Origin of the sequence: Pseudomonas frederiksbergensis (assembly GCF_001952935.1) — a bacterium.
Lineage (GTDB): Bacteria > Pseudomonadota > Gammaproteobacteria > Pseudomonadales > Pseudomonadaceae > Aquipseudomonas > Aquipseudomonas frederiksbergensis.
The window spans coordinates 2,808,571-2,834,735 of record NZ_CP018319.1 but is presented as its reverse complement, the minus strand read 5'-3'; the positions used below and the strand labels follow the sequence as shown (position 1 = coordinate 2,834,735).

Genomic DNA, 26,165 nt, shown 5'->3' with positions numbered 1-26,165 from the left:
GGGTTTAGCGAAACGTCGCACCGCCCCGTTCGGCTGCGCAGCAGTCGTAAAACCATTGCATGCGGTGTGTCAGTCATAACGGGGTTGCAAGCTTGGGGTCGCTTCGCAACCCAACGGGGATAAATCCCCTCGCCACAAAGGCTCGCTCCCACATTTGGTCTGTGCCAACTGCCAAATTGCGCCATCCTCAGCTTGTCAGTTTGCGCCTCCAACGCCACACTAGCGCTCATGAAGAACGTCAGCCCCAGCTACCTCAAGCATCACTTCCTGATCGCCATGCCTCACATGGTCGACCCGAACTTTGCGCACACCTTGACTTACATCGTCGAGCACACGGCCAATGGTGCCATGGGCCTGGTGGTCAATCGTCCGCAAGACCTCAACCTGGCCGATATTCTCGAGCAACTGCGCCCCGAGATCGAACCGCCGGTGCTCTGCCAGCATGTGCCGATCTTCATCGGCGGCCCGGTGCAGACCGATCGTGGTTTTGTCCTGCATCCCTCGGGGCAGAGTTATCAGGCCACCGTTGAGCTCGATGAAAAACTGGCCTTGTCGACCTCCCAGGATGTGCTGTTCGCCATCGCCGACGGCGTCGGTCCGGCAAAAAGCCTGATCGCCCTCGGATACGCTGGCTGGGAAGCCGGGCAGCTGGAAGCCGAACTGGCCCAGAACGCCTGGCTGACCTGCCCGTTCGATGCCGAAATCTTGTTCAACACCAGCAGCGAACTGCGCCTGGAAGCAGCGGCCAAGCACCTGGGCGTCAATCTCAGCCTGCTGACCAGCCAGGCGGGACACGCCTGATGGCCCTGCGCCTGATTTTGGGTTTCGACTACGGCACCAAACAGATCGGCGTTGCGGTCGGCCAGGTGATTACCGGCCAGGCCCGCGAGCTGTGCACCTTGAAGGCACAAAACGGTATTCCCGACTGGAATCAGGTCGAAGCCCTGATCAAAGAGTGGAAACCCGATGCCGTGGTGGTGGGCCTGCCCTTGAACATGGACGGCACGCCGAGTGACATGTGCCTGCGCGCTGAGAAATTCGCCCGCCGCCTCAACGGCCGCTACAACCTGCCCTTCTATACCCACGATGAACGCCTGACCACCTTCGAAGCCAAGGGTGAACGGCGTGATCGTGGCGGACAAAAGGGCAGCTACCGCGACAACCCGGTGGACGCCATCGCCGCCGCCCTGCTGCTGCAAGGCTGGCTCGACGAAAACACCGCATTGTTCGAATCCTGAAGAGCCGCAACACGCGTCTCTACTTAGCGACAACCCGAGCCACCTCTCCAGCAGAACCCGGCTCGGGCCCAAGAAGGAGCAACCATGAGCCTGCCCAATCCCGCCGAACTGATCAGCCAGATGGCGACCCGTCTCAAGGCGCACCTGGAACACCGTGGCATCAGCGAGCCGCGCTACATCGGTATTCGTACCGGTGGCGTCTGGGTCGCCCAGGCGTTGCTCGATGAACTGGGCAGCGACTCGCCCCTCGGCACCCTGGACGTCTCCTTCTACCGCGACGACTTCAGCCAGAACGGCCTGCACCCACAAGTACGCCCGTCTGCCCTGCCGTTCGAGATCGAAGGCCAGCACCTGGTGCTGATCGATGACGTGCTGATGAGCGGCCGGACCATCCGCGCCGCCCTCAATGAGCTGTTCGACTACGGCCGCCCGGCCAGCGTGACATTGGTGTGCCTGCTGGACCTGGACGCCGGCGAGCTGCCGATCCGCCCGAACGTGGTCGGCGCGACCCTGTCGCTGGCCGCCCACGAACGGGTGAAACTGTCCGGCCCGGAACTCAAGCTCGAACTGCAAGACCTCGCCCTTTAATTCGCCCTATTGAGAGTCCCCCTCGCGATGACGCCTCTAGAAACCAAGCGCCCGCTGCAGCTCAATGATCAGGGCCAGCTGCGCCACTTCCTATCGCTCGACGGTTTGCGCCGCGAGCTGTTGACGGAAATCCTCGACACCGCCGACTCGTTCCTCGAAGTCGGCGCACGGGCGGTGAAGAAAGTCCCGTTGCTGCGCGGCAAGACCGTGTGCAACGTGTTCTTCGAGAACTCCACCCGCACCCGCACCACCTTCGAACTGGCGGCTCAGCGGCTGTCGGCTGACGTGATCACCCTGAACGTGTCCACGTCGTCGGCGAGCAAAGGCGAAACCCTGCTCGACACCCTGCGCAACCTGGAAGCCATGGCCGCCGACATGTTCGTTGTGCGTCACGGTGATTCCGGCGCGGCGCACTTCATCGCCGAACATGTCTGCCCGCAAGTGGCGATCATCAACGGCGGCGACGGCCGTCACGCCCACCCGACTCAGGGCATGCTCGACATGCTCACCATCCGTCGGCACAAGGGCGGTTTCGAAAACCTTTCCGTAGCCATCGTCGGCGACATCCTGCACTCGCGGGTGGCGCGCTCGAACATGCTGGCGCTGAAAACCCTTGGCTGCCCGGACATCCGCGTGATCGCGCCAAAAACCCTGCTGCCAATCGGCGTCGAGCAGTACGGCGTGAAGGTCTACACCGACATGACCGAAGGCCTGAAAGACGTCGACGTGGTGATCATGCTGCGCCTGCAGCGTGAACGCATGACTGGCGGCCTGCTGCCGAGCGAAGGTGAGTTCTATCGCCTGTTCGGCCTGACCACCGCGCGCCTGGCCGGGGCCAAACCGGATTGCATCGTCATGCACCCGGGGCCGATCAACCGTGGGGTGGAAATTGAGTCGGCGGTGGCCGACGGCCCGCACTCGGTCATCCTCAACCAGGTTACCTACGGCATCGCAATTCGTATGGCTGTGCTGTCCATGGCCATGAGCGGGCAAACAGCCCAGCGCCAATTCGAGCAGGAGAACGCCCAGTGAAGCTCAGCATTCTCGGCGCACGCGTTATCGATCCGGCCAGCGGCCTGGATCAAGTTACCGATGTCCATATTGAAGCCTGCAAGATCATTGCCCTTGGCGCCGCGCCCGCCGGTTTTGTCGCCGTCGACACCCTCGACGCCAAAGGCCTGGTCGCCGCCCCTGGATTGGTTGACCTGAACGTCGCCCTGCGCGAGCCGGGCTACAGCCGTAAAGGTTCAATCGTCAGCGAAACCCGCGCCGCCGCGGCCGGCGGCGTCACCAGCCTGTGCTGCCCGCCGAAAACCAAACCGGTGCTGGACACCTCGGCCGTGGCCGAACTGATCCTCGACCGCGCCCGCGAGGCCGGCAACACCAAGGTGTTCCCGATTGGCGCCCTGAGCAAAGGCCTGGACGGTGAACAGCTGGCCGAGTTGATCGCCTTGCGCGATGCCGGTTGCGTGGCCTTCGGCAATGGCCTGGACAACTTCCGCAACACCCGCACGCTGTGCCGGGCGCTGGAATACGCCGCAACATTTGACCTGACGGTGATTTTCAACTCTCAGGACCATGACCTGGCCGAAGGAGGCCTGGCCCACGAAGGCCCGACCGCCAGCTTCCTCGGTTTGCCGGGCATCCCGGAAACCGCTGAAACCGTGGCTCTGGCCCGGGATCTACTGCTGGTCGAGCAAAGTGGCGTGCGTGCGCACTTCAGCCAGCTCACCAGCGCCCGTGGCGTGGCCCTGATCGCTCAGGCCCAGGCTCGCGGCCTGCCGGTGACGGCCGATGTCGCCCTGTATCAGCTGATCCTGACCGACGAAGCGCTGATCGATTTCAGCAGCCTCTATCACGTCCAGCCGCCGCTGCGCACCCGCGCCGACCGCGATGGCCTGCGTGAAGCGGTGAAATCGGGAGTGGTGTCGGCGATTTCCAGCCATCACCAACCCCACGAGCGAGATGCCAAACTGGCGCCGTTCGGGGCCACCGAGCCGGGTATCAGCAGCGTTGAACTGCTGCTGCCGTTGGCGATGACGCTGGTGGAAGACGGTTTGCTGGACCTGCCGACGCTGCTGGCGCGCTTGAGCACCGGACCTGCCGAGGCATTGCGCCTGCCGGCGGGCAAACTGGCGGTAGGTGGACCGGCGGACATCGTGCTATTCGACCCGGCGGCATCGACCGTGGCCGGCGAGACCTGGCTGTCCAAAGGCGAAAACTGCCCGTTCATTGGCCACAGCCTGCCGGGCGTAGTGCGTTACACCTTGGTGGATGGACGCATCAGCCACCAGGCGTAAGACCGCGTTGCCTGCATTCGCGAGCAAGCCCGCCCCCACATTTGACCGAGTTCCCCCAGAGGAATGCGGTCAAATGTGGGAGCGGGCTTGCTCGCGAAGGCTTACTGGAAGGCGCCTCGGTTCTGCGCATTGCGAATCGATACCTGGTCATTCAGCGTCCAGAAGTCATACAGCACCCCCAGAAAGAACAACCCGCCCGTCACCAGGTACAGCAATCCGCTGATCCACTTCCCCTGATACATGCGGTGTACGCCAAAAACCCCAAGAAACGTCAGCAGAATCCACGCAACGTTGTACTCAATGGGCCCGGCGGTAAAACGCAGGTCCGCTTCACGATCCATGGCAGGGATCAGAAACAGGTCGATCAGCCAACCGATACCCAACAAACCGAAGGTGAAGAACCAGATCGTCCCGGTCACCGGCTTGCCGTAATAGAAGCGATGAGCGCCGGTAAAACCGAAAATCCACAGCAGGTAACCAATCACCTTGCTGTGCGTGTCTTGTTGCGAGACAGGTTGTTGATAGGTGTTCATGAAGGACCTCGATTCACACGATAGATAAATATTCTTTAAATCTTTGTGACTTTTTTACAGGTGGCCGACGTATGGCAAATGCTACCTTGTGTCCCGTCAAAGCCTTGTAGCACAAGCGTTGTGTCCGACAATCGCGTCTATTTTCAGCTTATTTGGTTCCGTTGACCCCAAGGTTGAATCGACCAACGGCCTCGAAAGGGCCAAAAAAGCTGTTATAAAGTTGCGCGCTAACTTATATGAGCCTTGCCTAATGCGTCCATTTTTCAAGACATGGCTAACCATTTGCCTTTTGATGCCACTGGCCGCCCACGCCACCAATCGTGAGCAACGTCTTCCTAACGTTAATGGTTACACCCAAAAATCCCATGTTTCTGCTCCTTCGAGCAAAAACAAACAGACCGTAAAACGCGCTCCTCAACTGAGCAGCAAAAGCGGCCTTGTTCCGCCAATGGCGAGCAAGGAAAGCAGCGACGTGCTGAGCCGCGCCGTTAACGTCCTCGGTACACCCTACCGTTGGGGCGGCAGCAGCCCAAGTAAAGGGTTCGACTGCAGTGGCCTGGTGAAATACGCGTTCAACGACGCCACGTTTGACCTGCCGCGCACGTCCAATGCGATGGCCAGCGGTCATGGCGACAAAGTCGATCGCAAGGATCTGAAGCCTGGCGACCTGATTTTCTTCAACATCAAGAGTCGTCGGGTCAATCACGTTGCCATCTACCTGGGCAACGACCGCTTCATCCACGCACCGCGTCGTGGCAAGTCGGTGAGCATCGACACCCTGAAGAAACCATACTGGGAAAAACACTACGTGGTGGCCAAGCGGGTTATGCCGAAAGAGAAGAACACCCTACAGGTTGTTCAACGCTAATCCGGCACTGATCGTTCCCATGCTCTGCGTGGGAATGCAGCCCGGGACGCTCCGCGTCCCTGCCGAAGCGGACGCAGAGCGTCCATTGAGGCATTCCCACGCAGAGCGTGGGAACGATCTACTCCCCCTCAAAAACCATCCGGCGTGCGCGCTTTCTCCCGCGCATGCTCGCGGCTGATCAAGCCCTTGCTTACCAGCTCCTTCAAGCACATATCCAGCGTCTGCATCCCCAGGTTGCCCCCGGTCTGAATCGACGAGTACATCTGCGCCACCTTGTCTTCGCGGATCAGGTTACGGATCGCTGACGTGCCGAGCATGATTTCGTGGGCCGCGATCCGCCCGCCGCCGATCTTCTTGATCAACGTCTGCGACACCACCGCCAGCAACGACTCTGACAGCATCGAACGAACCATCGACTTCTCGTCTCCCGGAAACACGTCCACCACCCGGTCGATGGTTTTCGCCGCCGATGTCGTGTGCAGCGTGCCAAATACCAAGTGGCCGGTTTCGGCGGCGGTCAACGCCAGGCGAATGGTCTCGAGATCGCGCATTTCCCCCACCAGGATCACGTCCGGGTCCTCCCGCAGGGCCGAGCGCAGCGCCGTGGCGAAACTGCGCGTATCACGATGGACTTCGCGCTGGTTGATCAAGCATTTGCGCGACTCGTGGACGAACTCGATCGGGTCTTCGATGGTGAGGATGTGCTGATGACGATGGCTGTTCAGATGATCGATCATCGCCGCCAAAGTGGTGGATTTGCCGGAACCGGTCGGCCCGGTCACCAGCACCAGCCCCCGCGGCGCTTCGGTAATCTTGCGAAACACCTCCCCCATACCGAGGTCTTCCATGCTCAGGACCTTGGACGGAATGGTCCGGAACACCGCGCCAGCACCGCGATTGTGGTTGAACGCGTTAACCCGAAAACGCGCCACGCCGGGCACGTCGAAGGAGAAGTCGGTCTCCAGGTGCTTCTCGAAGTCCACCCGCTGTGTGTCGTTCATGATGTCGTAGATCAGCGCTTGAACCTGCTTGTGGTCCATGGCCGGCAGGTTGATGCGCCGTACATCGCCGTCGACCCGAATCATCGGGGGCAGGCCGGCAGACAGATGCAAGTCGGATGCGCCCTGTTTCGCGCTGAAAGCCAGCAGCTCAGTGATATCCATAGCGTTCCTCAATTCCAGTAGAATGCCGCGAACCTTCAGCCGCCGGCGCCTCTTGATGTCCACGATAGCAGACAACATCGCTCAGGTTAGTTCACGCATCCACGCTGCCGCCCTTGCCGCAAAGCGCGACGCAGACAGCGTCCAGCTATTGGCCGTGAGCAAGACCAAGCCGGCCGAGGCCCTGCGCGAAGCGTATGCCGCCGGCCTCCGCGACTTTGGCGAGAACTACTTGCAGGAAGCCTTGAGCAAACAGCTCGAACTGGCCGACCTGCCCTTGATCTGGCACTTCATCGGCCCCATTCAATCGAACAAGACTCGCGCTATCGCCGAGCACTTCGCCTGGGTGCATTCCGTGGATCGTTTGAAAATCGCACAACGCCTGTCCGAACAACGTCCTGCCGAGTTGCCCCCACTGAACATCTGCATCCAGGTCAACGTCAGCGGTGAAGCCAGCAAGTCCGGCTGCACCCCGGCCGACCTGCCGGCCTTGGCCGATGCCATCAGCAAACTGCCGCGCATCAAGCTGCGCGGGCTGATGGCAATCCCCGAGCCGACCGAAGATCGCGCCGCCCAGGATGCCGCTTTTGCTGCCGTACAAAGCCTGCAAGCCAGCCTGAACCTGCCGCTCGACACACTTTCCATGGGCATGAGCCACGACCTTGAGTCGGCCATCGCCATGGGCGCCACCTGGGTCCGTATCGGTACGGCCCTGTTTGGCGCCCGCGACTATGGTCAGCCTTGAAATATGGCTGACTCCTCTCTTTATAAGGACCTGACATGAGCAAGACTCGTATTGCCTTTATCGGTGCCGGCAACATGGCCGCCAGTCTGATCGGCGGCCTGCGCGCCAAAGGTCTGGACGCCGCGCAGATCCGCGCCAGCGATCCGGGCGCCGAAACCCGCGCTCGCGTGAACGCTGAACACGGCATCGAGGTATTCGCCGACAACGCCGACGCCATCCAGGGCGCCGATGTCGTCGTACTGGCGGTCAAACCTCAAGCGATGAAAGCTGTCTGCGAAGCGCTTCGCCCAAGCCTCAAGCCCAATCAACTGGTGGTCTCGATTGCTGCCGGCATCACCTGCGCCAGCATGAACAACTGGCTCGGCGCCCAACCGATCGTGCGTTGCATGCCCAACACCCCGGCGCTACTGCGTCAGGGCGTGAGCGGTTTGTTCGCCACGGCTGAAGTGAACACCGAACAACGCCAACAGGCACAAGAACTGCTGTCCGCCGTCGGCATCGCACTGTGGCTGGACGAAGAACAGCAACTGGACGCGGTCACCGCCGTTTCCGGCTCGGGCCCGGCGTACTTCTTCCTGCTGATCGAAGCCATGACCGCCGCCGGCGTGAAGCTCGGCCTGCCGGCAGACATCGCTGCACAACTGACCCTGCAAACCGCTTTGGGCGCTGCTCACATGGCCGTGGCCAGTGACGTCGACGCTGCGGAATTGCGGCGCCGCGTGACATCGCCTGCGGGCACCACGGAAGCGGCGATCAAGTCGTTCCAGGCCGGTGGCTTCGAAGCCCTGGTAGAAAAAGCACTCGGCGCCGCTGCGCACCGCTCGGCCGAGATGGCCGAGCAACTGGGTCGTTAATCAGCTCTTACAAAGGAATCAATGATGCTCGGACTCAACGACGCTGCCATTTTCATAATCAAAACCTTGGGCAGCCTGTACCTGCTGATCGTGCTGTTGCGCTTCATCCTGCAATTGGTTCGGGCGAATTTCTACAACCCGCTCTGCCAGTTCATCGTGAAAGCCACTCAACCGCTGCTCAAGCCTCTGCGCCGGATCATCCCGAGCATGTTCGGGTTGGACATGTCGTCACTGGTGCTGGCGCTGATCGTGCAAATGCTGCTGATCGCCGTCATCCTGTTGCTCAAGGGCTTCGCGGTCGACTGGCTACTGTTGGTGCCTTGGGCGCTGATCGCGATCTTCTCGCTGTTTTTGAACATTCTGTTCTACGCGATGATCATCAGTGTGATCCTCTCCTGGGTCGCCCCAAGGAGCCACAATCCGGGCGCAGAGCTGGTCGCTCAGATTACTGAACCGGTACTCGCCCCGTTCCGCCGGATCATTCCGAGCCTGGGCGGCCTCGACATCTCGCCGATCTTCGCGTTTATCGTGATCCAGTTGCTGCAAAGCTGGCTGATCCCACGCCTTGCGTACTACGCCCTCATGCCGCAGGGGCTGCTCGGCCTGATCTGATGAGCTACTTTCGCTGGGACGGTGACGACCTGATTCTGGAGTGTCACCTGCAACCGGCAGCCCGCAGCGATGACTTCTGCGGGCTGCACGGGGATCGATTGAAGATTCGCCTGACGGCGCCGCCGGTTGAAGGCAAGGCCAACGCGTATTTGATGGCGTTTCTGGCCAAGGCGTTTGGAGTGTCCAAGAGTCAGGTGAGTCTGATCAGCGGCGAGTTGAACCGGCAGAAGCGGGTGCGGATTTGCTCGCCGAAGAAGCTGCCGGATTTGCCGGATCTGGCGCGCCCGGCAGGCTGACCGCATCATGATCGTTCCCACGCTCCGCGTGGGAATGCAGCCCGGGACGCTCCGCGTCCCAGCCGAAGCGGACGCAGAGCGTCCAGCGAGGCATTCCCACGCAGAGCGTGGGAACGATCGTTAGTGGTGGGGAAGTTAGCTTGCTGCTAGGGTCAGCGGTCTTTAGACTTACGCCTCATTTCAACGAGAGCAGGGTCGATGCCAGCTGCCTTTCCCCCCGATTCTGTTGGTCTGGTGACGCCGCAAGTGGCGCACTTCAGCGAACCCCTGGCCTTGGCCTGCGGCCGTTCGCTCCCAGCTTATGACCTGATCTACGAAACCTACGGCACGCTGAATGCCGCGGCGAGCAACGCCGTGCTGATCTGCCACGCGCTGTCCGGTCATCATCACGCTGCCGGCTTCCACAGCCCCGACGACCGCAAACCCGGTTGGTGGGACAGCTGCATCGGCCCCGGCAAGCCAATTGATACCCACAAATTCTTCGTGGTCAGCCTGAACAACCTCGGCGGTTGCAACGGCTCTACCGGCCCGAGCAGCGTCAATCCGGAAACCGGCAAGCCGTTTGGCGCCGACTTCCCGGTACTGACCGTGGAAGACTGGGTTCACAGCCAGGCGCGCCTGGCAGACCTGCTCGGCATTGGCCAATGGGCCGCCGTGATTGGCGGCAGTCTCGGTGGCATGCAGGCGATGCAATGGAGCATCACCTACCCCGACCGCATTCGCCACTGCCTGGCAATCGCCTCGGCCCCCAAGCTGTCGGCGCAGAACATCGCGTTCAACGAAGTGGCGCGCCAGGCGATCCTCACTGACCCCGAGTTCCACGGCGGTTCGTTCCAGGAAGCGGGCGTAATTCCCAAGCGTGGCTTGATGCTGGCGCGGATGGTCGGGCACATCACGTACCTCTCCGATGACTCGATGGGTGAGAAATTCGGTCGTGGCCTGAAGAGCGAAAAGCTCAACTACGACTTCCACAGCGTCGAATTCCAGGTCGAAAGCTACCTGCGCTATCAAGGCGAAGAGTTCTCCGGGCGCTTCGACGCCAACACGTACCTGCTGATGACCAAGGCGCTGGACTACTTCGATCCAGCGGCGAACTTCGACGATGACCTGGCGAAAACCTTCGCCAACGCCCAGGCCAAGTTCTGCGTGATGTCTTTCACCACCGACTGGCGCTTCTCCCCTGCCCGCTCGCGGGAATTGGTGGACGCGTTGATGGCGGCCAAGAAAGACGTCTGCTACCTCGAGATCGACGCTCCGCAAGGCCACGACGCCTTCCTGATTCCGATCCCGCGTTACTTGCAGGCCTTCAGCAATTACATGAACCGCATTACGTTGTGAGAAAGCCATGAGAGCTGATCTGGAAATCATCCAGGAATGGATCCCCGCCGGCAGCCGCGTGCTCGACCTCGGTTGCGGCGATGGCGAATTGCTGACCTGGCTGCGCGACAACAAGCAAGTCACCGGCTATGGCCTGGAAAACGACCCGGACAACATCGCCGAGTGCGTGGCCAAGGGCATCAACGTCATTGAACAGGACCTGGACAAAGGCCTGGGCAACTTTGCCAGCAACAGCTTCGACGTCGTGGTCATGACCCAGGCGCTGCAAGCCGTGCACTACCCGGACAGAATCCTCGACGAAATGCTGCGCGTCGGTCGCCAGTGCATCATCACCTTCCCCAACTTCGGTCACTGGCGCTGCCGCTGGTACCTGGCGAGCAAGGGCCGGATGCCAGTGTCCGATTTCCTGCCGTACACCTGGTACAACACGCCGAACATCCACTTTTGCACCTTCGCAGACTTTGAAGCGTTATGTCGCGAACGTGAAGCCAGGGTCATTGATCGGCTTGCCGTGGATCAACAGCACCGCCACGGGTGGGCCAGTAAGCTATGGCCTAATCTATTAGGTGAAATCGGTATTTACCGCGTCAGCAGCCCCGGGCTGCAAGACCACAAGGTCGCGGTCTGAACAGCGTCACTTCGAGGAGAATGATCATGGGTCGTCTAGCGCTGTTTGTACTTACTGCCTGCCTGAGCGTCACGGCCATGGCCGCTGACACTATAAAAGGTGACCGACAGGAAAAGTTTGGCGATGTGACGGTGCATTACAACACCTTCAACTCCACTTTCCTGACACCCGACATTGCCAAGGCCGCGCAGCTCACCCGTAGCAAGAACCAAGGTGTGATCAACGTTTCGGTGCTCAAGGACGGCAAACCGCAGATGGCTCAAGTCAGCGGAACAGTCAAAGACCTCACCAGCCAAAGCGTGAACCTGAAGTTCCGCGAAATCACTGAACAAGGCGCTATCTATTACATCGCCCAGTTCCCGGTGGATCAGCAGGAAACCCGCACTTTCAAGATCGATGTCAAAACCGGCGACAAAACCAACACCATCAATTTCAACCAAGAGCTTTTTCCTGGCCAATGATCAATTTCACGCAACTCGTACTGGCCAGCCACAACGCCGGCAAACTCAAGGAACTCCAGGCCATGCTCGGCGAATCGGTGCAACTGCGCTCGATCGGCGAGTTCAGCAGTGTCGAACCTGAAGAAACCGGCCTGTCATTCGTCGAGAACGCCATCCTCAAGGCCCGCAATGCTGCGCGCATCTCCGGTCTGCCTGCGTTGGCAGACGATTCGGGGTTGGCAGTGGATTTCCTTGGCGGCGCGCCGGGTATCTACTCGGCTCGTTATGCTGATGGCCAGGGCGATGCGGCGAACAACGCCAAACTGCTCGATGTGTTGAAAGACGTGCCGCAAGCCGAACGCGGCGCCCAGTTCGTCTGTGTGCTGGCGCTGGTGCGTCATGCCGACGATCCGCTGCCGATTATCTGCGAAGGCTTGTGGCACGGACGAATCCTGCCAGCGGCCAGCGGCGAACACGGTTTTGGTTACGATCCGCTGTTCTGGGTGCCGGAGCGTGAATGTTCCAGCGCCGAACTGAGCCCGAGCGACAAGAACCTCATCAGCCACCGCGCCCGTGCAATGGATCTGCTGCGCCAGCGTCTGGGCCTGAAATGATCCACGACTCATCCGCGTCGCCGCTGATCTTCGGCGGCGCCGCCCAGTCGCCTCGGGCCGCGCTCCCCGTGCTGCCGCCCCTGGCGTTGTACATCCACATTCCGTGGTGTGTGCGCAAATGCCCTTATTGCGACTTCAACTCCCATACCGCCAGCCCGGTGCTGCCGGAAGAAGAGTATGTGGACGCGCTACTGGCCGACCTCGACCAGGACCTGCATGCGGTCTATGGTCGTGAGCTGAGTTCAATCTTCTTTGGGGGCGGCACGCCGAGCCTGTTCAGCGCTGAAGCCCTGGGCCGTTTGCTCAAAGGCGTGGAGCAGCGCATACCCTTCGCCAGCGACATCGAAATCACCCTGGAAGCCAACCCCGGGACGTTCGAACAAGAGAAGTTCGTCGCCTACCGCGCGCTGGGCATCAATCGCCTGTCGATCGGCATCCAGAGCTTTCAGGAAGAAAAACTCAAAGCGCTGGGGCGGATTCACAACGGTGACGAAGCGGTACGTGCCGCCGGCATGGCCCGTCAGGCCGGGTTCGACAACTTCAATCTGGACCTGATGCACGGTTTGCCCGATCAGTCCCTGGACGACGCCCTGAGCGACCTGCGCCAGGCCATCGCCTTGAAGCCGACCCACTTGTCCTGGTATCAGCTGACCCTGGAGCCCAACACGGTGTTCTGGAACCAGCCGCCAACGCTGCCGGAAGACGACACGCTGTGGGACATTCAGGAAGCCGGCCAGGCGCTGTTGGCCGAGCACGGTTACGCGCAATACGAAGTCTCGGCGTATGCCCAGCCCGGCCGTCCGGCGCGGCATAACCTCAATTACTGGAGTTTCGGCGACTTCATCGGCATCGGTGCCGGGGCTCACGGCAAGCTCAGCCACCCGGACGGGCGCATTGTCCGCACCTGGAAGACCCGCTTGCCGAAGGACTACCTCAACCCGGCCAAAAGCTTCAAGGCCGGGGAGAAAGCCCTGACCAATGAAGAAATGCCGTTCGAGTTCCTGATGAACGCCTTGCGCCTGACCGAGGGCGTGGAATCGCGACTGTACCCGGAACGCACCGGGATGAGCCTGGAAAGTCTCGCCGAAGGCCGCCGCGAAGCCGAACAAAGTGGCTTGTTGCAGGTCGAACCGTCACGTCTGGCGGCCACCGAGCGCGGACAACTCTTCCTCAATGACTTGCTGCAGACATTTTTGAGCTGATTTCAGCCTTAAGGGAAAACGAATGGATTTGATACTCGACCTGCTCGCCACCGCGTCCCGCTGGAGCCGTAGCAACCTGTCTGAAATCGCACTGGCCCTGGTGGGCTGTCTGTTGGTGTTGTTTGGCGCGGATATCAAAAGCTGGGTCGACGCACGCTTGGGCAGCATCGCCGGCGCCTTGCGCGTCCCGCTGATGGCCCTGCTGTGCATGATCGGCAGCGGCGTCGCACTGATCTACGCCACGCCATGGATCATCAAAGGCCTGAGCCAGTTCAACAACTACAGCCTGGCACCGGTGTTGTTGGTGGTGCTGGTGCTCATCGGTGTCGTCGCCGACCGCCGCTGACTTCACCGACAACACAAAACAAATGTGGGAGCGGGCTTGCTCGCGAAGGCGTCGTGTCAGTCGACATTAAAGTTGAATGACACACCGCTTTCGCGAGCAAGCCCGCTCCCACATTTGGTATTGCGTAGGGCTTAAGACTGTTTTTCGAACTTCAGGTCCCACACGCCATGCCCAAGACGTTCGCCGCGGCGTTCGAACTTGGTGATCGGGCGCTCGGTCGGGCGCGGGACGCATTTGCCGTCTTCGGCCAGGTTGCGATAACCCGGCGCAACGTTCATCACTTCCAGCATGTACTCGGCGTACGGTTCCCAGTCGGTGGCCATGTGCAGCACACCGCCGACCTTCAACTTGCTGCGCACCAGCTCAGCGAAAGACGCCTGAACGATACGGCGCTTGTGGTGACGGCTCTTGTGCCACGGGTCCGGGAAAAACAGCATCAGGCGATCGAGGCTGTTGTCGGCGATGCAACGGTTGAGTACTTCGATCGCGTCGCAATCGTAGACCCGCAGGTTGGTCAGGCCCTGAGTCAGCACGCCATTGAGCAGCGCGCCAACACCCGGACGGTGCACTTCCACGCCGATGAAATCCTGCTCCGGCGAGGCCGCGGCCATTTCCAGCAGCGAATGGCCCATGCCAAAACCGATTTCCAGGGATCGCGGTGCCGAGCGACCGAACACTTGGTCGAAGTCCACCGGCGCGTCGGCCAGAGGCAGCACGAACAGCGGCGTACCCTGTTCCAGACCGCGTTGCTGGCCTTCGGTCATGCGACCGGCGCGCATCACGAAGCTCTTGATGCGGCGGTGTTGGCGCTCGTCGCTTTCTTCCGTCTGGATTGGCGTGTCGTTTGATTCAGTCATCAATGGCTCTTACTTGATCAGACCATCCAGCGGCGAGGAGGCGCTGGCATAGAGTTTTTTCGGCATGCGGCCGGCGAGGTAGGCCAAGCGACCTGCAACGATGGCGTGTTTCATGGCTTCAGCCATCATGATCGGCTGCTGGGCGTGGGCGATGGCCGAGTTCATCAGCACCGCTTCGCAACCCAGTTCCATGGCAATGGTGGCGTCGGAAGCAGTACCGACACCGGCATCCACCAGCACAGGAATCTTGGCTTCTTCGAGGATGATCTGCAGGTTGTACGGGTTGCAGATCCCCAGGCCTGTACCGATCAGACCGGCCAGTGGCATCACCGCGATAACGCCGATTTCCGCCAGTTGACGGGCGATGATCGGGTCATCGCTGGTGTAGACCATCACGTCGAAGCCTTCCTTGACCAGCACTTCGGCGGCCTTGAGGGTTTCGATCACGTTGGGGAACAGGGTTTTCTGGTCCGCCAGCACTTCCAGCTTCACCAGGTTGTGGCCGCCGAGCAGTTCACGAGCCAGGCGGCAGGTGCGCACAGCCTCGGTAGCGTCAAAGCAACCGGCAGTGTTAGGCAAGAAGGTGTAGCGATCCGGCGACAGGACTTCGAGCAGGTTCGGTTCGCCCGGGTTCTGGCCGAGGTTGGTGCGGCGCACGGCGAAGGTGACGATCTCGGCACCCGAGGCTTCGATGGCCAGGCGGGTTTCTTCCATGTCGCGGTACTTGCCGGTACCTACCAGCAAACGTGACTGGTAAGTACGACCGGCCAGGACGAAGGGCTTGTCGCTACGAACGATGCTCATGGGAAATCCTCTGTAGGGGTGAGGTTCTTGCAGAATTCTGTGCCCTTGAGGGCCGGACGGCTAGCCGCCGCCGATGGCGTGTACCACTTCGACGCAATCGCCGTCGTTCAGCGTGGTTTCTGCGTGCTGGCTGCGCGGGACGATATCCAGATTGAGTTCCACCGCCACCCGGCGTCCGGTCAGTTCCAGACGGGTCAGCAGGGCCGCAACGGTTTCACCGTCGGGCAGTTCAAGGGATTCGCCGTTCAACTGAATGCGCATGCCGAATGCCGCCATCATTTTTAGGGGCTGGCATTCTAGCCCGATCAGTCTTGGCGACCCAAGCCATTCGTCATGAAATGGACTGCCCGGTCAGCTCAACCGCCAGGCGGCAAGCCCCAGGCACAACCAGCCGACCAGAAATGCCAGGCCGCCGAAAGGGGTGATGATCCCTAGCTTGCTGACGCCGGTCATGGTCAACAGGTACAGACTGCCGGAAAACAACAGGATGCCGACGACGAACGATGCACCCGCCCATGTGATCAGGCGACCGGGAACCTGCGTGGCCAGCAGCGCAACGCCCAGCAGTGCCAAGGTGTGCACCAACTGATAGGTGACGCCGGTATGGAAAATCGCCAGGTACTCGGGTGTCAGGCGGCTTTTCAAGCCGTGGGCGGCGAACGCGCCAAGGGCAACGCCGGTGAAGCCGAAAAAAGCGGCCAGCATCAGAAAGCCACGCAGCATGAAGAACTCCAGTCAGACTCGATCCACAGGGTCTGTATAATGGCCCGCTCAACGGGTTCGGCCAAGCCATCTCTATGCTGCGTTTAATTTTGCGACGATTCACGAAGGCCCTGCTCTGGTTCGCGGGTGGCAGCGTATTGCTGGTGCTGATCTTTCGCGTGGTACCGCCACCGGGAACGGCGTTGATGGTCGAGCGCAAGGTCGAATCCTGGTTCGACGGCGAGCCCATCGACCTGCAACGCACCTGGAAACCCTGGGATGAAATCTCCGATGACCTGAAAGTCGCGGTGATTGCCGGCGAAGATCAGAAATTCCCGGAGCATTGGGGTTTTGACTTTGGCGCGATCCAGGCCGCACTGGCCCACAACGAACTCGGCGGAACGATTCGCGGCGCCAGCACCTTGAGCCAACAGGTCTCGAAGAATCTGTTTCTGTGGTCCGGCCGCAGCTGGTTACGCAAAGGCCTGGAAGCCTGGTTTACCGGGCTGATCGAAGTGTTCTGGCCCAAGCAGCGAATTCTTGAGGTGTACCTCAACAGCGTTGAGTGGGATGACGGTGTGTTTGGCGCTGAAGCAGCCGCCAGGCATCACTTTGGCGTCGGCGCTCGCTCGCTGTCCCGGCAGCAGGCCAGTTTGCTGGCTGCGGCGCTGCCTAACCCGCGGGTTTGGAGCGCCAGTCATCCGACTAACTACGTCGCACGGCGAGCCGGGTGGATTCGGCAGCAGATGAGTCAGCTTGGTGGCGACAGCTATCTGGTTGGCATCAACGATTCGCGCCGGGCGCCTTGGTCTCAGTAGCCGATCACATCCTCATGAACACCGAAAATCTCCTGTGGGAGCGGGCTTGCTCGCGAATGCGGTTGATCATTCGGCATTGATATCGACTGGCACGACGCATTCGCGAGCAAGCCCGCTCCCACATTGGCTTTGTGGTGATTCGGAAATATCGGACACAAACAAAAACGCCCCGATCAATGATCGGGGCGTTTTTTTATACCTGAGCTGCTGTTAAGCGGCAATCGACAACTTGAGCTTGTTCATCGCGCTCTTCTCGAGCTGACGAATACGCTCGGCCGACACGTTGTACTTCTGCGCCAGGTCATGCAGCGTGGCTTTTTCTTCCGCCAGCCAGCGCTGGTAGAGGATGTCACGGCTGCGGTCGTCCAGCACTTCAAGCGCTTCGTGCAGGTTGTGGTTGGAGTTGTCGCTCCAGTCGGCATCTTCCAGCTGACGGGCCGGGTCGTACCGGTGGTCTTCCAGATAGTTGGCCGGCGATTGGAAAGCGCTGTCGTCGTCCGCTTCCGCGGCCGGGTCGAAGGCCATGTCATGACCGGTCAGGCGACTTTCCATCTCACGCACTTCCCGAGGCTCTACACCGAGGCTTTCCGCCACACGATGGACTTCCTCGTTGTTCAGCCACGCCAGACGCTTCTTCTGGCTGCGCAGGTTGAAGAACAGCTTGCGCTGGGCCTTGGTGGTCGCGACTTTGACGATCCGCCAGTTACGCAGGATGAACTCGTGGATTTCCGCCTTGATCCAGTGCACCGCAAAGGACACCAGGCGCACACCCATTTCCGGGTTGAAGCGCTTCACCGCCTTCATCAGGCCGACGTTGCCTTCCTGGATCAGGTCAGCCTGAGCCAGACCGTAGCCGGAATAGCTACGGGCGATATGTACAACAAAACGCAGGTGGGCGAGCACCATCTGCCGAGCCGCCCCCAAATCCTGCTCATAATAGAGACTCTCGGCCAGTTCGCGCTCCTGCTCCGGTGTCAGCAATGGAATGCTGTTCACCGTGTGCACATAGGCCTCCAGGTTTGCACCCGGGACCAGAGCATATGCAGGTTGCAAAGAATTGGTCATACGAAAAAACCTCCGACTTACATAACTCGTGCAGTTCAGCACTGCGAAAATTGACCGGGAACCGAAAGACAAGTTCCCATAAACGCTGAAAGGTCAATACGAGCAAAATGATACTACTTAGGCGCAAGCTCCCTCAGGTGGCGTGCGACTGCAATCCATGCACCGATATACCCCAACAGCACCGCGCCAAGCAAGAGAGACAGACCGTCGGCAACTGGCACTCCGGCCAGCGCAAAATCACTGCCGTACAGGCCGGCCAGCCCAACCACCGCGTCGTTCAGCCAATCAAGGCCGAACGCCAATACGCCCCAGGAAAGAATCCCCGCACCGAAGCCATAAAGCGCACCCATATACAGAAAGGGCCTGCGAACATAGCTGTCAGTGCCGCCGACGAGTTTAATCACTTCTATCTCGGTGCGGCGGTTTTCAATATGAAGACGAATGGTATTGCCTATCACCAAAAGTAATGCAGACACCAGAAGCACAGTCAGACCGAAGACAAAACGGTCACCCAGCTTGAGGATGGCTGCCAGACGCTCGACCCAGACTAGATCAAGTTGCGCCTGTTGTACCTTCGGCAGCTCGGAAAGTTTTTGTCGTAATGCTTCAAGGGCTGGCTTGTCGACCTCGTTCGGCGTCACCAGAACCACGCCCGGCAGCGGGTTTTCCGGCAGTTCTTTCAACGCCTCGCCCAGACCGGACTGCAACTGAAACTCTTCCAGCGCCTGATCGCGGCCGACATATTCAGCATCAGCTACGCCAGGCATCCCTTTGATCTGCTCACGCAACGACTCGCCTTCCGCAGGGCTGGCCTCGATTTGCAGGTACAGGGAAATCTGCGCCGCACGCTGCCAGGAACCGCCAAGACGCTCGACGTTACTTAGCAAAAGTGACAGGCCCATCGGCAAACTCAGGGCAACCGCCATCACCATGCAGGTGAAGAAGCTACCGATGGGCTGCTTGCCCAAACGGCGCAAGCTGTCGAGCAAACTGGCGCGATGACTTTCGACCCAGGCACGAAACAACGTGGCGAAATCCGGGCCGTCATCATCGTCACGTTTTTTCTTCTGCGGCTGTTGGTCGGCGGCCTTCGGGGCCACGCGCTCGGAAACCTTGGGGCTGCGTGTCGCACTCATACGCCGGCCTCCCCGTCACCGATCAATCGACCGCGTTGCAGGGTCAGCATGCGGTGGCGCATGCGGGCGATCAGTGCCAGGTCGTGACTGGCAATCAACACGCTGGTGCCCAAACGGTTGATGTCTTCGAACACGCCCATGATTTCTGCCGCCAGACGTGGATCGAGGTTACCGGTCGGTTCATCCGCCAACAGCAAGGCCGGGCGGTGAACAATGGCGCGGGCGATACCGACACGCTGTTGCTGACCGGTGGACAGGTCGCCAGGGTACAAGTCGGTCTTGTCCGACAGCGCCACGCGCTCGAGCGCCGAATCCACCCGCTTGGTGATCTCGGCCTTGGACAACCCCAGGATCTGCAAGGGCAGCGCGATGTTGTTGAACACCGTGCGATCGAACAACAGCTGGTGATTCTGGAACACCACGCCGATCTGCCGGCGCAGGTAAGGAATCTGCGCGTTGCTGATGGTGCTCAGGTCTTGCCCGGCCAGCAGCAATTTACCGGTAGTCGGACGCTCCATCGCCAGCAGCAGGCGCAACAAGGTGCTTTTACCGGCGCCAGAGTGGCCGGTCACAAACAAAAACTCGCCCCGACGGACTCGAAAGCTCAGCTCATGCAAGCCGACGTGGCCGTTCGGGTAGCGTTTACCGACCTGTTCGAAACGAATCATGAACGCTCCCGCTCGGCAAACAGTGCCTGGACAAAGGGTTCTGCTTCAAAAGTACGCAAATCATCGATGCCTTCACCGACACCGATATAGCGAATCGGCAGGCCAAACTGCTTGGCGAGGGCAAAAATTACCCCGCCTTTGGCGGTGCCATCGAGTTTGGTCAGCGCCAGGCCGGTCAGTTCGACGGTCTGGTTGAATTGTTTGGCCTGGCTGATCGCGTTCTGCCCCGTACCGGCATCAAGCACCAGCAGCACCTCGTGAGGCGCGTCAGCGTCGAGTTTGCTGATGACCCGGCGAACCTTCTTCAGCTCTTCCATCAAATTGTCTTTGGTGTGCAGGCGACCGGCGGTGTCGGCGATCAATACGTCGATGCCACGGGCCTTGGCCGCTTGCACGGCATCGAAGATAACCGAAGCCGAATCCGCGCCGGTGTGCTGGGCGATGACCGGGATCTTGTTGCGTTCGCCCCAGACCTGCAATTGTTCGACCGCGGCGGCGCGGAAGGTATCGCCGGCCGCGAGCATGACTTTCTTGCCTTCGAGCTGCAGCTTCTTCGCCAGTTTGCCGATGGTGGTGGTCTTGCCGGCACCGTTGACGCCAACGACCAGGATTACGAACGGCTTGTTCTGCGAAGTGATTTTCAACGGTTGCTCGACAGGCTTGAGCATGGCCGCCAATTCCGCTTGCAGGGATTTGTAAAGCGCATTGGCATCGGCCAATTCTTTACGGGCGACTTTTTGGGTCAGGCGCTGAATGATCACCGAAGTCGCCTCGACACCGACATCGGCGGTCAGCAGGCGGGTTTCGATGTCTTCGAGCAGCTCGTCATCGATGATCTTCTTGCCCAGGAACAGGCTGGCCATGCCTTCGCCGATGCTGGCGCTGGTCTTGGACAAGCCTTGTTTCAGGCGGGCGAAGAAACCGGCTTTGGTTTCTTCGGTACGCACGGGCTCGGCAGGCGCTTCTACGGGAACGACGGGAGCGACGACCGGCGCAGGTGCTGGAGCAACCGGAGCAACCGGAGCAATGAATGCGGGCACCACAGGTTCTGCAACAACCGGTTCAGGCTCGGCCACCACCACTGGCGCGACAACCGGCTCACCCACTGGCGCTTGAACGGGCTCAGGAGCAAATGCAGTGGGCGCTGGAATCGGCGGCGTAACGTGCGGCGCCAGCTCGTCTTCGACCAATGCCACCGGCTCTTCCGCCACGGGCAACGTCAGCCATGGCTCGGCAACGGGCGTGAGCGGCACCTGGGTCACGACTTCGGCGACGACATCAGGCTCAGGCTCGGTGACCGGTTGCAGCACCGGCTCGGCGATCGGCAGGACAATCGGCGCAGGCTCTTCTTCTATTACCGGCGCAGGCGTGGGTTCAGGAAGTGGCTGTGGCTGTTCGACGACGGGTTCCTGCGGCTTTTTGCGCAGCCATCCGAACAGGCTTTTCTTCTCACCAGCCGCAGCTGGGGCTTTCTTGTCGTCGTTGGAACCAAACATGGAGGACGGCTATCTCACGGTAGCGACGCGCCAAAGGGCGCCTCGGCAAATAAATATTCGATGCAGAACAGACTGCGATTGACCCAGCTTGTTCACGCGCAACATTTTGTCGAGGTGCAAACAGCACCTCAAAGGTCGACTAATACGAAGGACTGGAACGGCATCGTCGGCGAAAACGCAGAGTTTAGCTGACAAACTCAAAGCTTCCGCCGTAAACCCAAACAACCTGCTGACCGATCAAAGGCCTGATAGGCGTGGCCGCCAGTAAAACGGATCAGTATCCTAGCACCTCCTCGCCCGCCTAGGCTAAGACCAAGCGGGCAGCCCCAAAGGTTTAAAAACGAATGAATGCTCTAGCCCGCCGCGCTGCAGGCCTGCTGCTCAGCACAGTTTGTCTGCCCCTCTCGGCCCTGGCTGCCGATCCTCAACCCACCCACGAATTCACCCTCGATAACGGCCTGAAGGTCGTCGTGCGCGAAGACCATCGTGCGCCGGTGGTGGTTTCCCAAGTCTGGTACAAGGTCGGCTCCAGCTACGAGACCCCGGGTCAGACCGGTTTGTCCCACGCCTTGGAACACATGATGTTCAAGGGCAGCGAGAAAGTCGGCCCCGGCGAAGCCTCGCTGATCCTGCGCGACCTCGGCGCCGAAGAGAACGCGTTCACCAGCGATGACTTCACGGCGTATTACCAGGTGCTGGCCCGCGACCGTCTGGGCGTGGCCTTCGAACTGGAAGCCGACCGCATGGCCAGCCTGCGCCTGCCGGCCGACGAGTTCGCCCGCGAGATCGAAGTCATCAAAGAAGAACGTCGCCTGCGCACCGACGACAAGCCGATGTCCAAGGCCTACGAACGCTTCAAGGCCATGGCCTACCCGGCCAGCGGTTACCACACGCCGACCATCGGCTGGATGGCTGACCTGGACCGCATGAAGGTCGAAGAGCTGCGCCACTGGTACCAATCCTGGTACGTGCCAAACAACGCCACGCTGGTAGTGGTCGGTGACGTGACCCCGGACGAGGTCAAGACCCTGGCCCAGCGCTATTTCGGCCCGATCGCCAAACGTGATGTGCCCTCGGCAAAAATCCCGTTGGAACTGGCCGAACCCGGCGAGCGCAAGATCACCCTGCATGTGCAGACTCAACTGCCAAGCCTGATGCTGGGCTTCAACGTGCCAAGCATCGCCACCGCTGAAGACAAACGCTCGGTCAACGCCTTGCGCCTGATCTCCGCCCTGCTCGACGGCGGCTACAGCGGACGTATCCCGACACAACTGGAGCGCGGCGAAGAGCTGGTCTCCGGCGGTTCGTCGAGTTACGACGCCTACACCCGTGGCGACAGCCTGTTCACCTTGTCGGCGACGCCCAATACCCAGAAAAACAAAACCATGGCCCAGGCCGAAGCGGGACTGTGGAAGCTGCTCGAACAGCTGAAAACCACCGCGCCGTCCGCTGAAGAACTGGAACGCGTCCGCGCGCAGGTCATCGCCGGCCTGGTTTACGAGCGTGACTCGATCACCAGCCAGGCCACCGCCATTGGCCAACTGGAAACCGTCGGCCTGTCCTGGAAGCTGATGGACACCGAACTCGCCGAACTGGAAAGCGTGACCCCGCAAGACATCCAGAAAGCCGCCAAGCTGTATTTCACCCGCGAACGTCTCAGCGTCGCCCATGTATTGCCAGAGGAGACGACTCATGAGTGAGCGTAAAAAACCGCGCCTGGCGCTGATTGGCCTGATCGTTGTCGCCTTGATCGGATCTGCCGCGTTCTACTTCTCCAAGACCGACGATTCCAAGGCCAGCGAAGCCCTGGACAAGGCCAAGGCCAGCCAGAAACTGCAATCACTGGCCGAACTCGACGGCAAAGCGCCAAGCCACCGCACCCTGGACGTGCAGACGTGGAAAACCGCCGAGGGCGCCAAGGTGATGTTCGTCGAGGCCCGGGAGCTGCCGATGTTCGACATGCGCCTGATCTTTGCCGCCGGCAGCAGCCAGGACGGTGACGCACCTGGCCTTTCCATGCTGACCAACGCCATGCTCAACGAAGGTGTGGCCGGCAAAGATGTCGGCGCCATCGCTCAGGGCTTCGAAGGCCTGGGCGCAGACTTTGGCAACGGCGCATTCAAAGACATGGCTCTGGCTTCGCTGCGCAGCCTCAGTGCCGCGGACAAACGAGAACCGGCGCTGAAGTTGTTCTCAGAAGTCGTCGGCAAACCGACCTTCCCGGCCGATTCCTTTGCGCGCATCAAGAACCAGATGCTCGCCGGTTTCGAGTACCAGAAGCAGAACCCCGGCAAACTCGCGAGCCTGGAGCTGATGAACCGTCTGTATGGCGATCATCCGTACGCACATTCCAGCGACGGCACGGCTAAAACCGTTCCGGCGATTACCGTGGCCCAGATGCGCGCGTTCCATGAGAAGGCTTATGCAGCCGGCAACGTGGTGATTGCGTTGGTAGGCGACCTGTCTCGCGCTGAAGCCGAAGCGATTGCCGCACAAGTTTCCAGCGCGCTGCCAAAAGGCCCGGAGCTGGCGAAAATCCCGCAACCGGAGGAACCGAAAGCCAGCATCGGCCACATCGAGTTTCCGTCCAAGCAGACCAACCTGATGCTCGCGCAATTGGGCATCGACCGTGACGACCCGGATTACGCGGCACTGTCCCTGGGCAACCAGATTCTCGGTGGCGGTGGTTTCGGTACACGACTGATGAGCGAAGTACGCGAGAAGCGCGGCCTGACTTACGGCGTCTATTCGGGCTTCACCCCGATGCAGGCGCGCGGCCCGTTCATGATCAACCTGCAAACCCGCGCCGAGATGAGCGAAGGCACGTTGAAGCTGGTGCAGGATGTGCTCGCCGACTACCTTAAAACCGGCCCGACCCAGAAAGAACTCGACGACGCCAAGCGTGAACTGGCCGGCAGCTTCCCGCTGTCCACTGCCAGCAACGCCGATATCGTCGGCCAACTCGGCGCCATGGGTTTCTACAACCTGCCGCTGAGTTACCTGGATGACTTTATGCGCGAGTCCCAGAGCCTGACGATCGAGCAGGTCAGAACTGCACTGAACAAACACTTGAGCACGGACAAAATGGTCATCGTCAGCGCTGGCCCGACCGTGCCGCAAAAGCCGTTACCGGCCCCCACTGATAAACCTGCCGAGCAACCGCTCGGGGTTCCGGAGCATTAATGGCCACTCGTCCAAAAAAACCCGTACACAACGTCCATAACGGCGTGAACCAACTGCGCATCATCGGCGGTGAATGGGGCAGCCGAAAGCTGAGCTTCCCGGATGCCCCAGGCCTGCGCCCTACCCCGGACCGGGTGCGTGAAACCCTGTTCAACTGGCTCGCGCCGTATGTTGCAGGCGCCAAGGTCCTGGACCCGTTCGCGGGCAGCGGCGCGTTGTTCCTCGAAGCCTTGTCCCGTGGGGCGGCCATGGGTCAGGCGCTGGACGCCAGCAACATCGCGGTCGCCAGCATCAAGGAGCATCTGGGCACGCTGCGCTGCACCACCGGCCAGATTCAGACCGCCGATGCCCTGCGCTACCTGGAAACCCAGACAGCGACTGCCTACGACCTGGTGTTCCTCGATCCGCCGTTCAACCAGAACCTGTTGCCAGGCGTTTGTGCATTACTTGAAGAACGTCAGTGGCTGGCCGACGAAGCCTGGATCTACACTGAAAGCGAGAATGCGCCATCGAGCCTTGGCTTACCAGGCAACTGGCGCCTGCACCGGGAGCAGAAATCCGGGCGGGTGTATTACGCGCTATGGCAACGTATGGCAGAGATTGCCGGTTAATCAACCGGCCTGAAAAAGGGGCGCGCCTCACACGAGGCTCGCACCGCTGCATCGAGAACCATCGTGCCTCATCTGCCAGAACGCTTCACCCCTGCCTTCGGCCTCGGCAACCCGCACTTGCAAACCTTGTGGGGACCGCTGTGGCGCAAAACCACGCACATCGAACGCCAGCGCGAACGCTTGTGGCTTGAGGATGGCGACTTTCTCGACCTCGACTGGCACGGCCCACACAGCGTCAGTGCGCCACTGGTGTTGGTGTTGCACGGTCTGACCGGCTCTTCAAATTCGCCTTACGTGGCCGGCGTGCAAAAAGCGCTAGGTGCCCAAGGCTGGGCCAGCGTCGCACTGAACTGGCGCGGCTGTTCAGGCGAGCCGAATCTGTTGCCGCGCAGTTACCACTCCGGCGTCAGTGAAGACCTCGCCGAAACCATCAAACACCTGAAGGCCCAACGACCGCTCGCGCCGTTGTATGCGGTCGGCTATTCCCTGGGCGGCAATGTGTTGCTCAAGCACTTGGGCGAATCCGGCAGCAACAGTGGCGTGGTCGGTGCGGTGGCGGTGTCGGTGCCGTTTCGTCTTGATCAATGCGCCGACCGTATCGGCCAGGGTTTTTCGAAGTTCTATCAGGCGCATTTCATGCGGGAGATGGTCGCCTACATCAAGAACAAGCAACGCCAGTTCCAGCATGACGGGCACGAGGATGGCCTGGCGGCGCTGGCCGCGTTGGGCTCACTGGAGAACATGCGCACGTTCTGGGATTTCGATGGCCGGGTCACCGCGCCGTTGAACGGTTTCGCCGATGCCGAGGATTACTATCGCCGCGCTTCGAGTCGCTATTTCCTTGGCGAGATTCGTACGCCGACCCTGATTATTCAGGCGGCCGATGACCCGTTTGTCTTCCCTCACAGCCTGCCGCAAGCCGACGAATTGTCCGCCTGCACTCAATTCGAGTTACAGACCAAGGGTGGGCATGTCGGCTTCGTCGAAGGCTCGTTCAGGCAACCGGGTTACTACCTGGAACGCCGCATCCCGCAGTGGTTGACCGCCGTGGGTCGCCAGTAAG

31 protein-coding genes are annotated in these 26,165 nt (G+C 60.5%); 21 read left to right on the top strand and 10 right to left on the bottom strand.

Annotated elements, in window-relative coordinates; translation table 11 throughout:
• The first annotated feature begins 228 nt into the window (after positions 1 to 228).
• The 5 genes from PFAS1_RS13125 to PFAS1_RS13105 all read left to right on the top strand — a co-directional run bounded on the left by PFAS1_RS13125 (position 229) and on the right by PFAS1_RS13105 (position 4,126).
• Positions 229 to 801, top strand: coding sequence for a YqgE/AlgH family protein (locus PFAS1_RS13125; protein ID WP_074871638.1), 573 nt, complete (start codon positions 229 to 231; stop codon positions 799 to 801).
• A complete protein-coding gene (ruvX, locus tag PFAS1_RS13120; RefSeq protein WP_005792259.1) occupies positions 801 to 1,238 on the top strand; it encodes a Holliday junction resolvase RuvX in 438 nt (145 codons plus the stop codon). Before PFAS1_RS13125 ends, ruvX begins: the two co-directional genes overlap by 1 nt.
• Positions 1,239 to 1,322: 84 nt before the next feature.
• Complete coding sequence (pyrR, locus tag PFAS1_RS13115; protein ID WP_008152613.1) at positions 1,323 to 1,826, top strand: bifunctional pyr operon transcriptional regulator/uracil phosphoribosyltransferase PyrR; 504 nt, start codon at positions 1,323 to 1,325, stop codon at positions 1,824 to 1,826.
• Positions 1,827 to 1,853: 27 nt separating this feature from the next.
• Positions 1,854 to 2,858: an aspartate carbamoyltransferase catalytic subunit gene (locus PFAS1_RS13110; RefSeq protein WP_074871640.1), complete on the top strand. Its 1,005-nt coding sequence runs from the start codon at positions 1,854 to 1,856 to the stop codon at positions 2,856 to 2,858.
• Complete coding sequence (locus PFAS1_RS13105; RefSeq protein WP_076029431.1) at positions 2,855 to 4,126, top strand: dihydroorotase; 1,272 nt, start codon at positions 2,855 to 2,857, stop codon at positions 4,124 to 4,126. The genes PFAS1_RS13110 and PFAS1_RS13105 overlap by 4 nt, the downstream gene beginning before the upstream one ends.
• A 101-nt stretch (positions 4,127 to 4,227) precedes the next feature.
• Here the strand turns inward: PFAS1_RS13105 and PFAS1_RS13100 are convergent, their stop codons facing one another.
• A complete protein-coding gene (locus PFAS1_RS13100) occupies positions 4,228 to 4,659 on the bottom strand; it encodes an NINE protein (RefSeq protein ID WP_076029430.1) in 432 nt (143 codons plus the stop codon).
• A 250-nt stretch (positions 4,660 to 4,909) separates the two neighbouring features.
• Between PFAS1_RS13100 and PFAS1_RS13095 the strand changes: the two genes are divergently transcribed.
• Entirely contained in the window at positions 4,910 to 5,527 is a 618-nt protein-coding gene (locus tag PFAS1_RS13095) for a C40 family peptidase (protein WP_076029429.1), read from the top strand.
• Between the two features lie 128 nt (positions 5,528 to 5,655).
• On the opposite strand, the gene PFAS1_RS13085 is transcribed toward PFAS1_RS13095, so the two are convergent.
• On the bottom strand, positions 5,656 to 6,690 hold the full coding sequence (locus PFAS1_RS13085; protein WP_076029428.1) for a type IV pilus twitching motility protein PilT: 1,035 nt from the start codon (positions 6,688 to 6,690) through the stop codon (positions 5,656 to 5,658).
• A 55-nt stretch (positions 6,691 to 6,745) separates the two neighbouring features.
• Between PFAS1_RS13085 and PFAS1_RS13080 the strand changes: the two genes are divergently transcribed.
• The 10 genes from PFAS1_RS13080 to PFAS1_RS13030 all read left to right on the top strand — a co-directional run bounded on the left by PFAS1_RS13080 (position 6,746) and on the right by PFAS1_RS13030 (position 13,762).
• Positions 6,746 to 7,432: a YggS family pyridoxal phosphate-dependent enzyme gene (locus PFAS1_RS13080; protein ID WP_076029427.1), complete on the top strand. Its 687-nt coding sequence runs from the start codon at positions 6,746 to 6,748 to the stop codon at positions 7,430 to 7,432.
• A gap of 35 nt (positions 7,433 to 7,467) precedes the next feature.
• The gene (proC, locus tag PFAS1_RS13075; RefSeq protein ID WP_076029426.1) at positions 7,468 to 8,286 is read left to right on the top strand and encodes a pyrroline-5-carboxylate reductase; all 819 of its coding nucleotides are present in this window, start codon (positions 7,468 to 7,470) and stop codon (positions 8,284 to 8,286) included.
• A gap of 24 nt (positions 8,287 to 8,310) precedes the next feature.
• Positions 8,311 to 8,898 (top strand): YggT family protein, encoded by a 588-nt coding sequence (locus PFAS1_RS13070; protein ID WP_074871653.1) that lies wholly within the window; start codon positions 8,311 to 8,313, stop codon positions 8,896 to 8,898.
• On the top strand, positions 8,898 to 9,194 hold the full coding sequence (locus PFAS1_RS13065) for a DUF167 domain-containing protein (RefSeq protein ID WP_076029425.1): 297 nt from the start codon (positions 8,898 to 8,900) through the stop codon (positions 9,192 to 9,194). The genes PFAS1_RS13070 and PFAS1_RS13065 overlap by 1 nt, the downstream gene beginning before the upstream one ends.
• 198 nt (positions 9,195 to 9,392) lie before the next feature.
• Positions 9,393 to 10,532 (top strand): homoserine O-succinyltransferase MetX, encoded by a 1,140-nt coding sequence (metX, locus tag PFAS1_RS13055; RefSeq protein WP_076029423.1) that lies wholly within the window; start codon positions 9,393 to 9,395, stop codon positions 10,530 to 10,532.
• Between the two features lie 7 nt (positions 10,533 to 10,539).
• Positions 10,540 to 11,160 carry a methionine biosynthesis protein MetW gene (gene metW / locus PFAS1_RS13050; RefSeq protein ID WP_074871659.1) on the top strand — a complete coding sequence of 207 codons (621 nt, stop codon included), beginning with the start codon at positions 10,540 to 10,542 and terminating at the stop codon, positions 11,158 to 11,160.
• A 26-nt stretch (positions 11,161 to 11,186) separates the two neighbouring features.
• Complete coding sequence (locus PFAS1_RS13045; RefSeq protein ID WP_074871661.1) at positions 11,187 to 11,621, top strand: DUF4426 domain-containing protein; 435 nt, start codon at positions 11,187 to 11,189, stop codon at positions 11,619 to 11,621.
• Positions 11,618 to 12,214 carry an RdgB/HAM1 family non-canonical purine NTP pyrophosphatase gene (gene rdgB, locus PFAS1_RS13040; protein WP_076029422.1) on the top strand — a complete coding sequence of 199 codons (597 nt, stop codon included), beginning with the start codon at positions 11,618 to 11,620 and terminating at the stop codon, positions 12,212 to 12,214. Before PFAS1_RS13045 ends, rdgB begins: the two co-directional genes overlap by 4 nt.
• Entirely contained in the window at positions 12,211 to 13,416 is a 1,206-nt protein-coding gene (gene hemW, locus PFAS1_RS13035) for a radical SAM family heme chaperone HemW (protein ID WP_046053676.1), read from the top strand. The genes rdgB and hemW overlap by 4 nt, the downstream gene beginning before the upstream one ends.
• Positions 13,417 to 13,438: 22 nt before the next feature.
• A complete protein-coding gene (locus PFAS1_RS13030; protein ID WP_074871666.1) occupies positions 13,439 to 13,762 on the top strand; it encodes a DUF3392 domain-containing protein in 324 nt (107 codons plus the stop codon).
• A 131-nt stretch (positions 13,763 to 13,893) separates the two neighbouring features.
• Here PFAS1_RS13030 and trmB read toward each other — a convergent pair whose 3' ends face one another.
• From trmB to PFAS1_RS13010, 4 genes are all read right to left on the bottom strand, one after another.
• Entirely contained in the window at positions 13,894 to 14,619 is a 726-nt protein-coding gene (gene trmB, locus PFAS1_RS13025; RefSeq protein ID WP_076029421.1) for a tRNA (guanosine(46)-N7)-methyltransferase TrmB, read from the bottom strand.
• A 9-nt stretch (positions 14,620 to 14,628) separates the two neighbouring features.
• Positions 14,629 to 15,423: a thiazole synthase gene (locus PFAS1_RS13020; protein WP_008068101.1), complete on the bottom strand. Its 795-nt coding sequence runs from the start codon at positions 15,421 to 15,423 to the stop codon at positions 14,629 to 14,631.
• 60 nt (positions 15,424 to 15,483) lie between these two features.
• Positions 15,484 to 15,684 (bottom strand): sulfur carrier protein ThiS, encoded by a 201-nt coding sequence (thiS, locus tag PFAS1_RS13015; protein ID WP_168185100.1) that lies wholly within the window; start codon positions 15,682 to 15,684, stop codon positions 15,484 to 15,486.
• Positions 15,685 to 15,774: 90 nt separating this feature from the next.
• On the bottom strand, positions 15,775 to 16,146 hold the full coding sequence (locus tag PFAS1_RS13010) for a DUF423 domain-containing protein (RefSeq protein WP_076029420.1): 372 nt from the start codon (positions 16,144 to 16,146) through the stop codon (positions 15,775 to 15,777).
• A gap of 74 nt (positions 16,147 to 16,220) precedes the next feature.
• Between PFAS1_RS13010 and mtgA the strand changes: the two genes are divergently transcribed.
• Positions 16,221 to 16,943, top strand: a complete 723-nt coding sequence (gene mtgA, locus PFAS1_RS13005; protein ID WP_076029419.1) for a monofunctional biosynthetic peptidoglycan transglycosylase — start codon at positions 16,221 to 16,223, stop codon at positions 16,941 to 16,943.
• A gap of 210 nt (positions 16,944 to 17,153) precedes the next feature.
• Here the strand turns inward: mtgA and rpoH are convergent, their stop codons facing one another.
• The 4 genes from rpoH to ftsY all read right to left on the bottom strand — a co-directional run bounded on the left by rpoH (position 17,154) and on the right by ftsY (position 21,308).
• A complete protein-coding gene (gene rpoH, locus PFAS1_RS13000) occupies positions 17,154 to 18,008 on the bottom strand; it encodes an RNA polymerase sigma factor RpoH (RefSeq protein ID WP_007897890.1) in 855 nt (284 codons plus the stop codon).
• 113 nt (positions 18,009 to 18,121) lie between these two features.
• Complete coding sequence (ftsX, locus tag PFAS1_RS12995) at positions 18,122 to 19,144, bottom strand: permease-like cell division protein FtsX (protein ID WP_074871679.1); 1,023 nt, start codon at positions 19,142 to 19,144, stop codon at positions 18,122 to 18,124.
• Entirely contained in the window at positions 19,141 to 19,812 is a 672-nt protein-coding gene (ftsE, locus tag PFAS1_RS12990) for a cell division ATP-binding protein FtsE (protein WP_056738938.1), read from the bottom strand. Before ftsE ends, ftsX begins: the two co-directional genes overlap by 4 nt.
• Entirely contained in the window at positions 19,809 to 21,308 is a 1,500-nt protein-coding gene (gene ftsY / locus PFAS1_RS12985) for a signal recognition particle-docking protein FtsY (protein ID WP_076029418.1), read from the bottom strand. The genes ftsE and ftsY overlap by 4 nt, the downstream gene beginning before the upstream one ends.
• A 344-nt stretch (positions 21,309 to 21,652) precedes the next feature.
• Here ftsY and PFAS1_RS12975 point away from each other — a divergent pair, with 344 nt between their 5' ends.
• The 4 genes from PFAS1_RS12975 (at position 21,653) to PFAS1_RS12960 (ending at position 26,164) form a co-directional block, all read left to right on the top strand.
• Complete coding sequence (locus PFAS1_RS12975) at positions 21,653 to 23,008, top strand: M16 family metallopeptidase (protein ID WP_074871683.1); 1,356 nt, start codon at positions 21,653 to 21,655, stop codon at positions 23,006 to 23,008.
• Positions 23,001 to 24,491, top strand: a complete 1,491-nt coding sequence (locus PFAS1_RS12970) for a M16 family metallopeptidase (protein ID WP_076029417.1) — start codon at positions 23,001 to 23,003, stop codon at positions 24,489 to 24,491. Before PFAS1_RS12975 ends, PFAS1_RS12970 begins: the two co-directional genes overlap by 8 nt.
• The gene (gene rsmD, locus PFAS1_RS12965; RefSeq protein WP_033060498.1) at positions 24,491 to 25,102 is read left to right on the top strand and encodes a 16S rRNA (guanine(966)-N(2))-methyltransferase RsmD; all 612 of its coding nucleotides are present in this window, start codon (positions 24,491 to 24,493) and stop codon (positions 25,100 to 25,102) included. Before PFAS1_RS12970 ends, rsmD begins: the two co-directional genes overlap by 1 nt.
• A 63-nt stretch (positions 25,103 to 25,165) precedes the next feature.
• On the top strand, positions 25,166 to 26,164 hold the full coding sequence (locus tag PFAS1_RS12960; RefSeq protein WP_076029416.1) for a hydrolase: 999 nt from the start codon (positions 25,166 to 25,168) through the stop codon (positions 26,162 to 26,164).
• The last annotated feature ends 1 nt before the right edge of the window (position 26,165 follow it).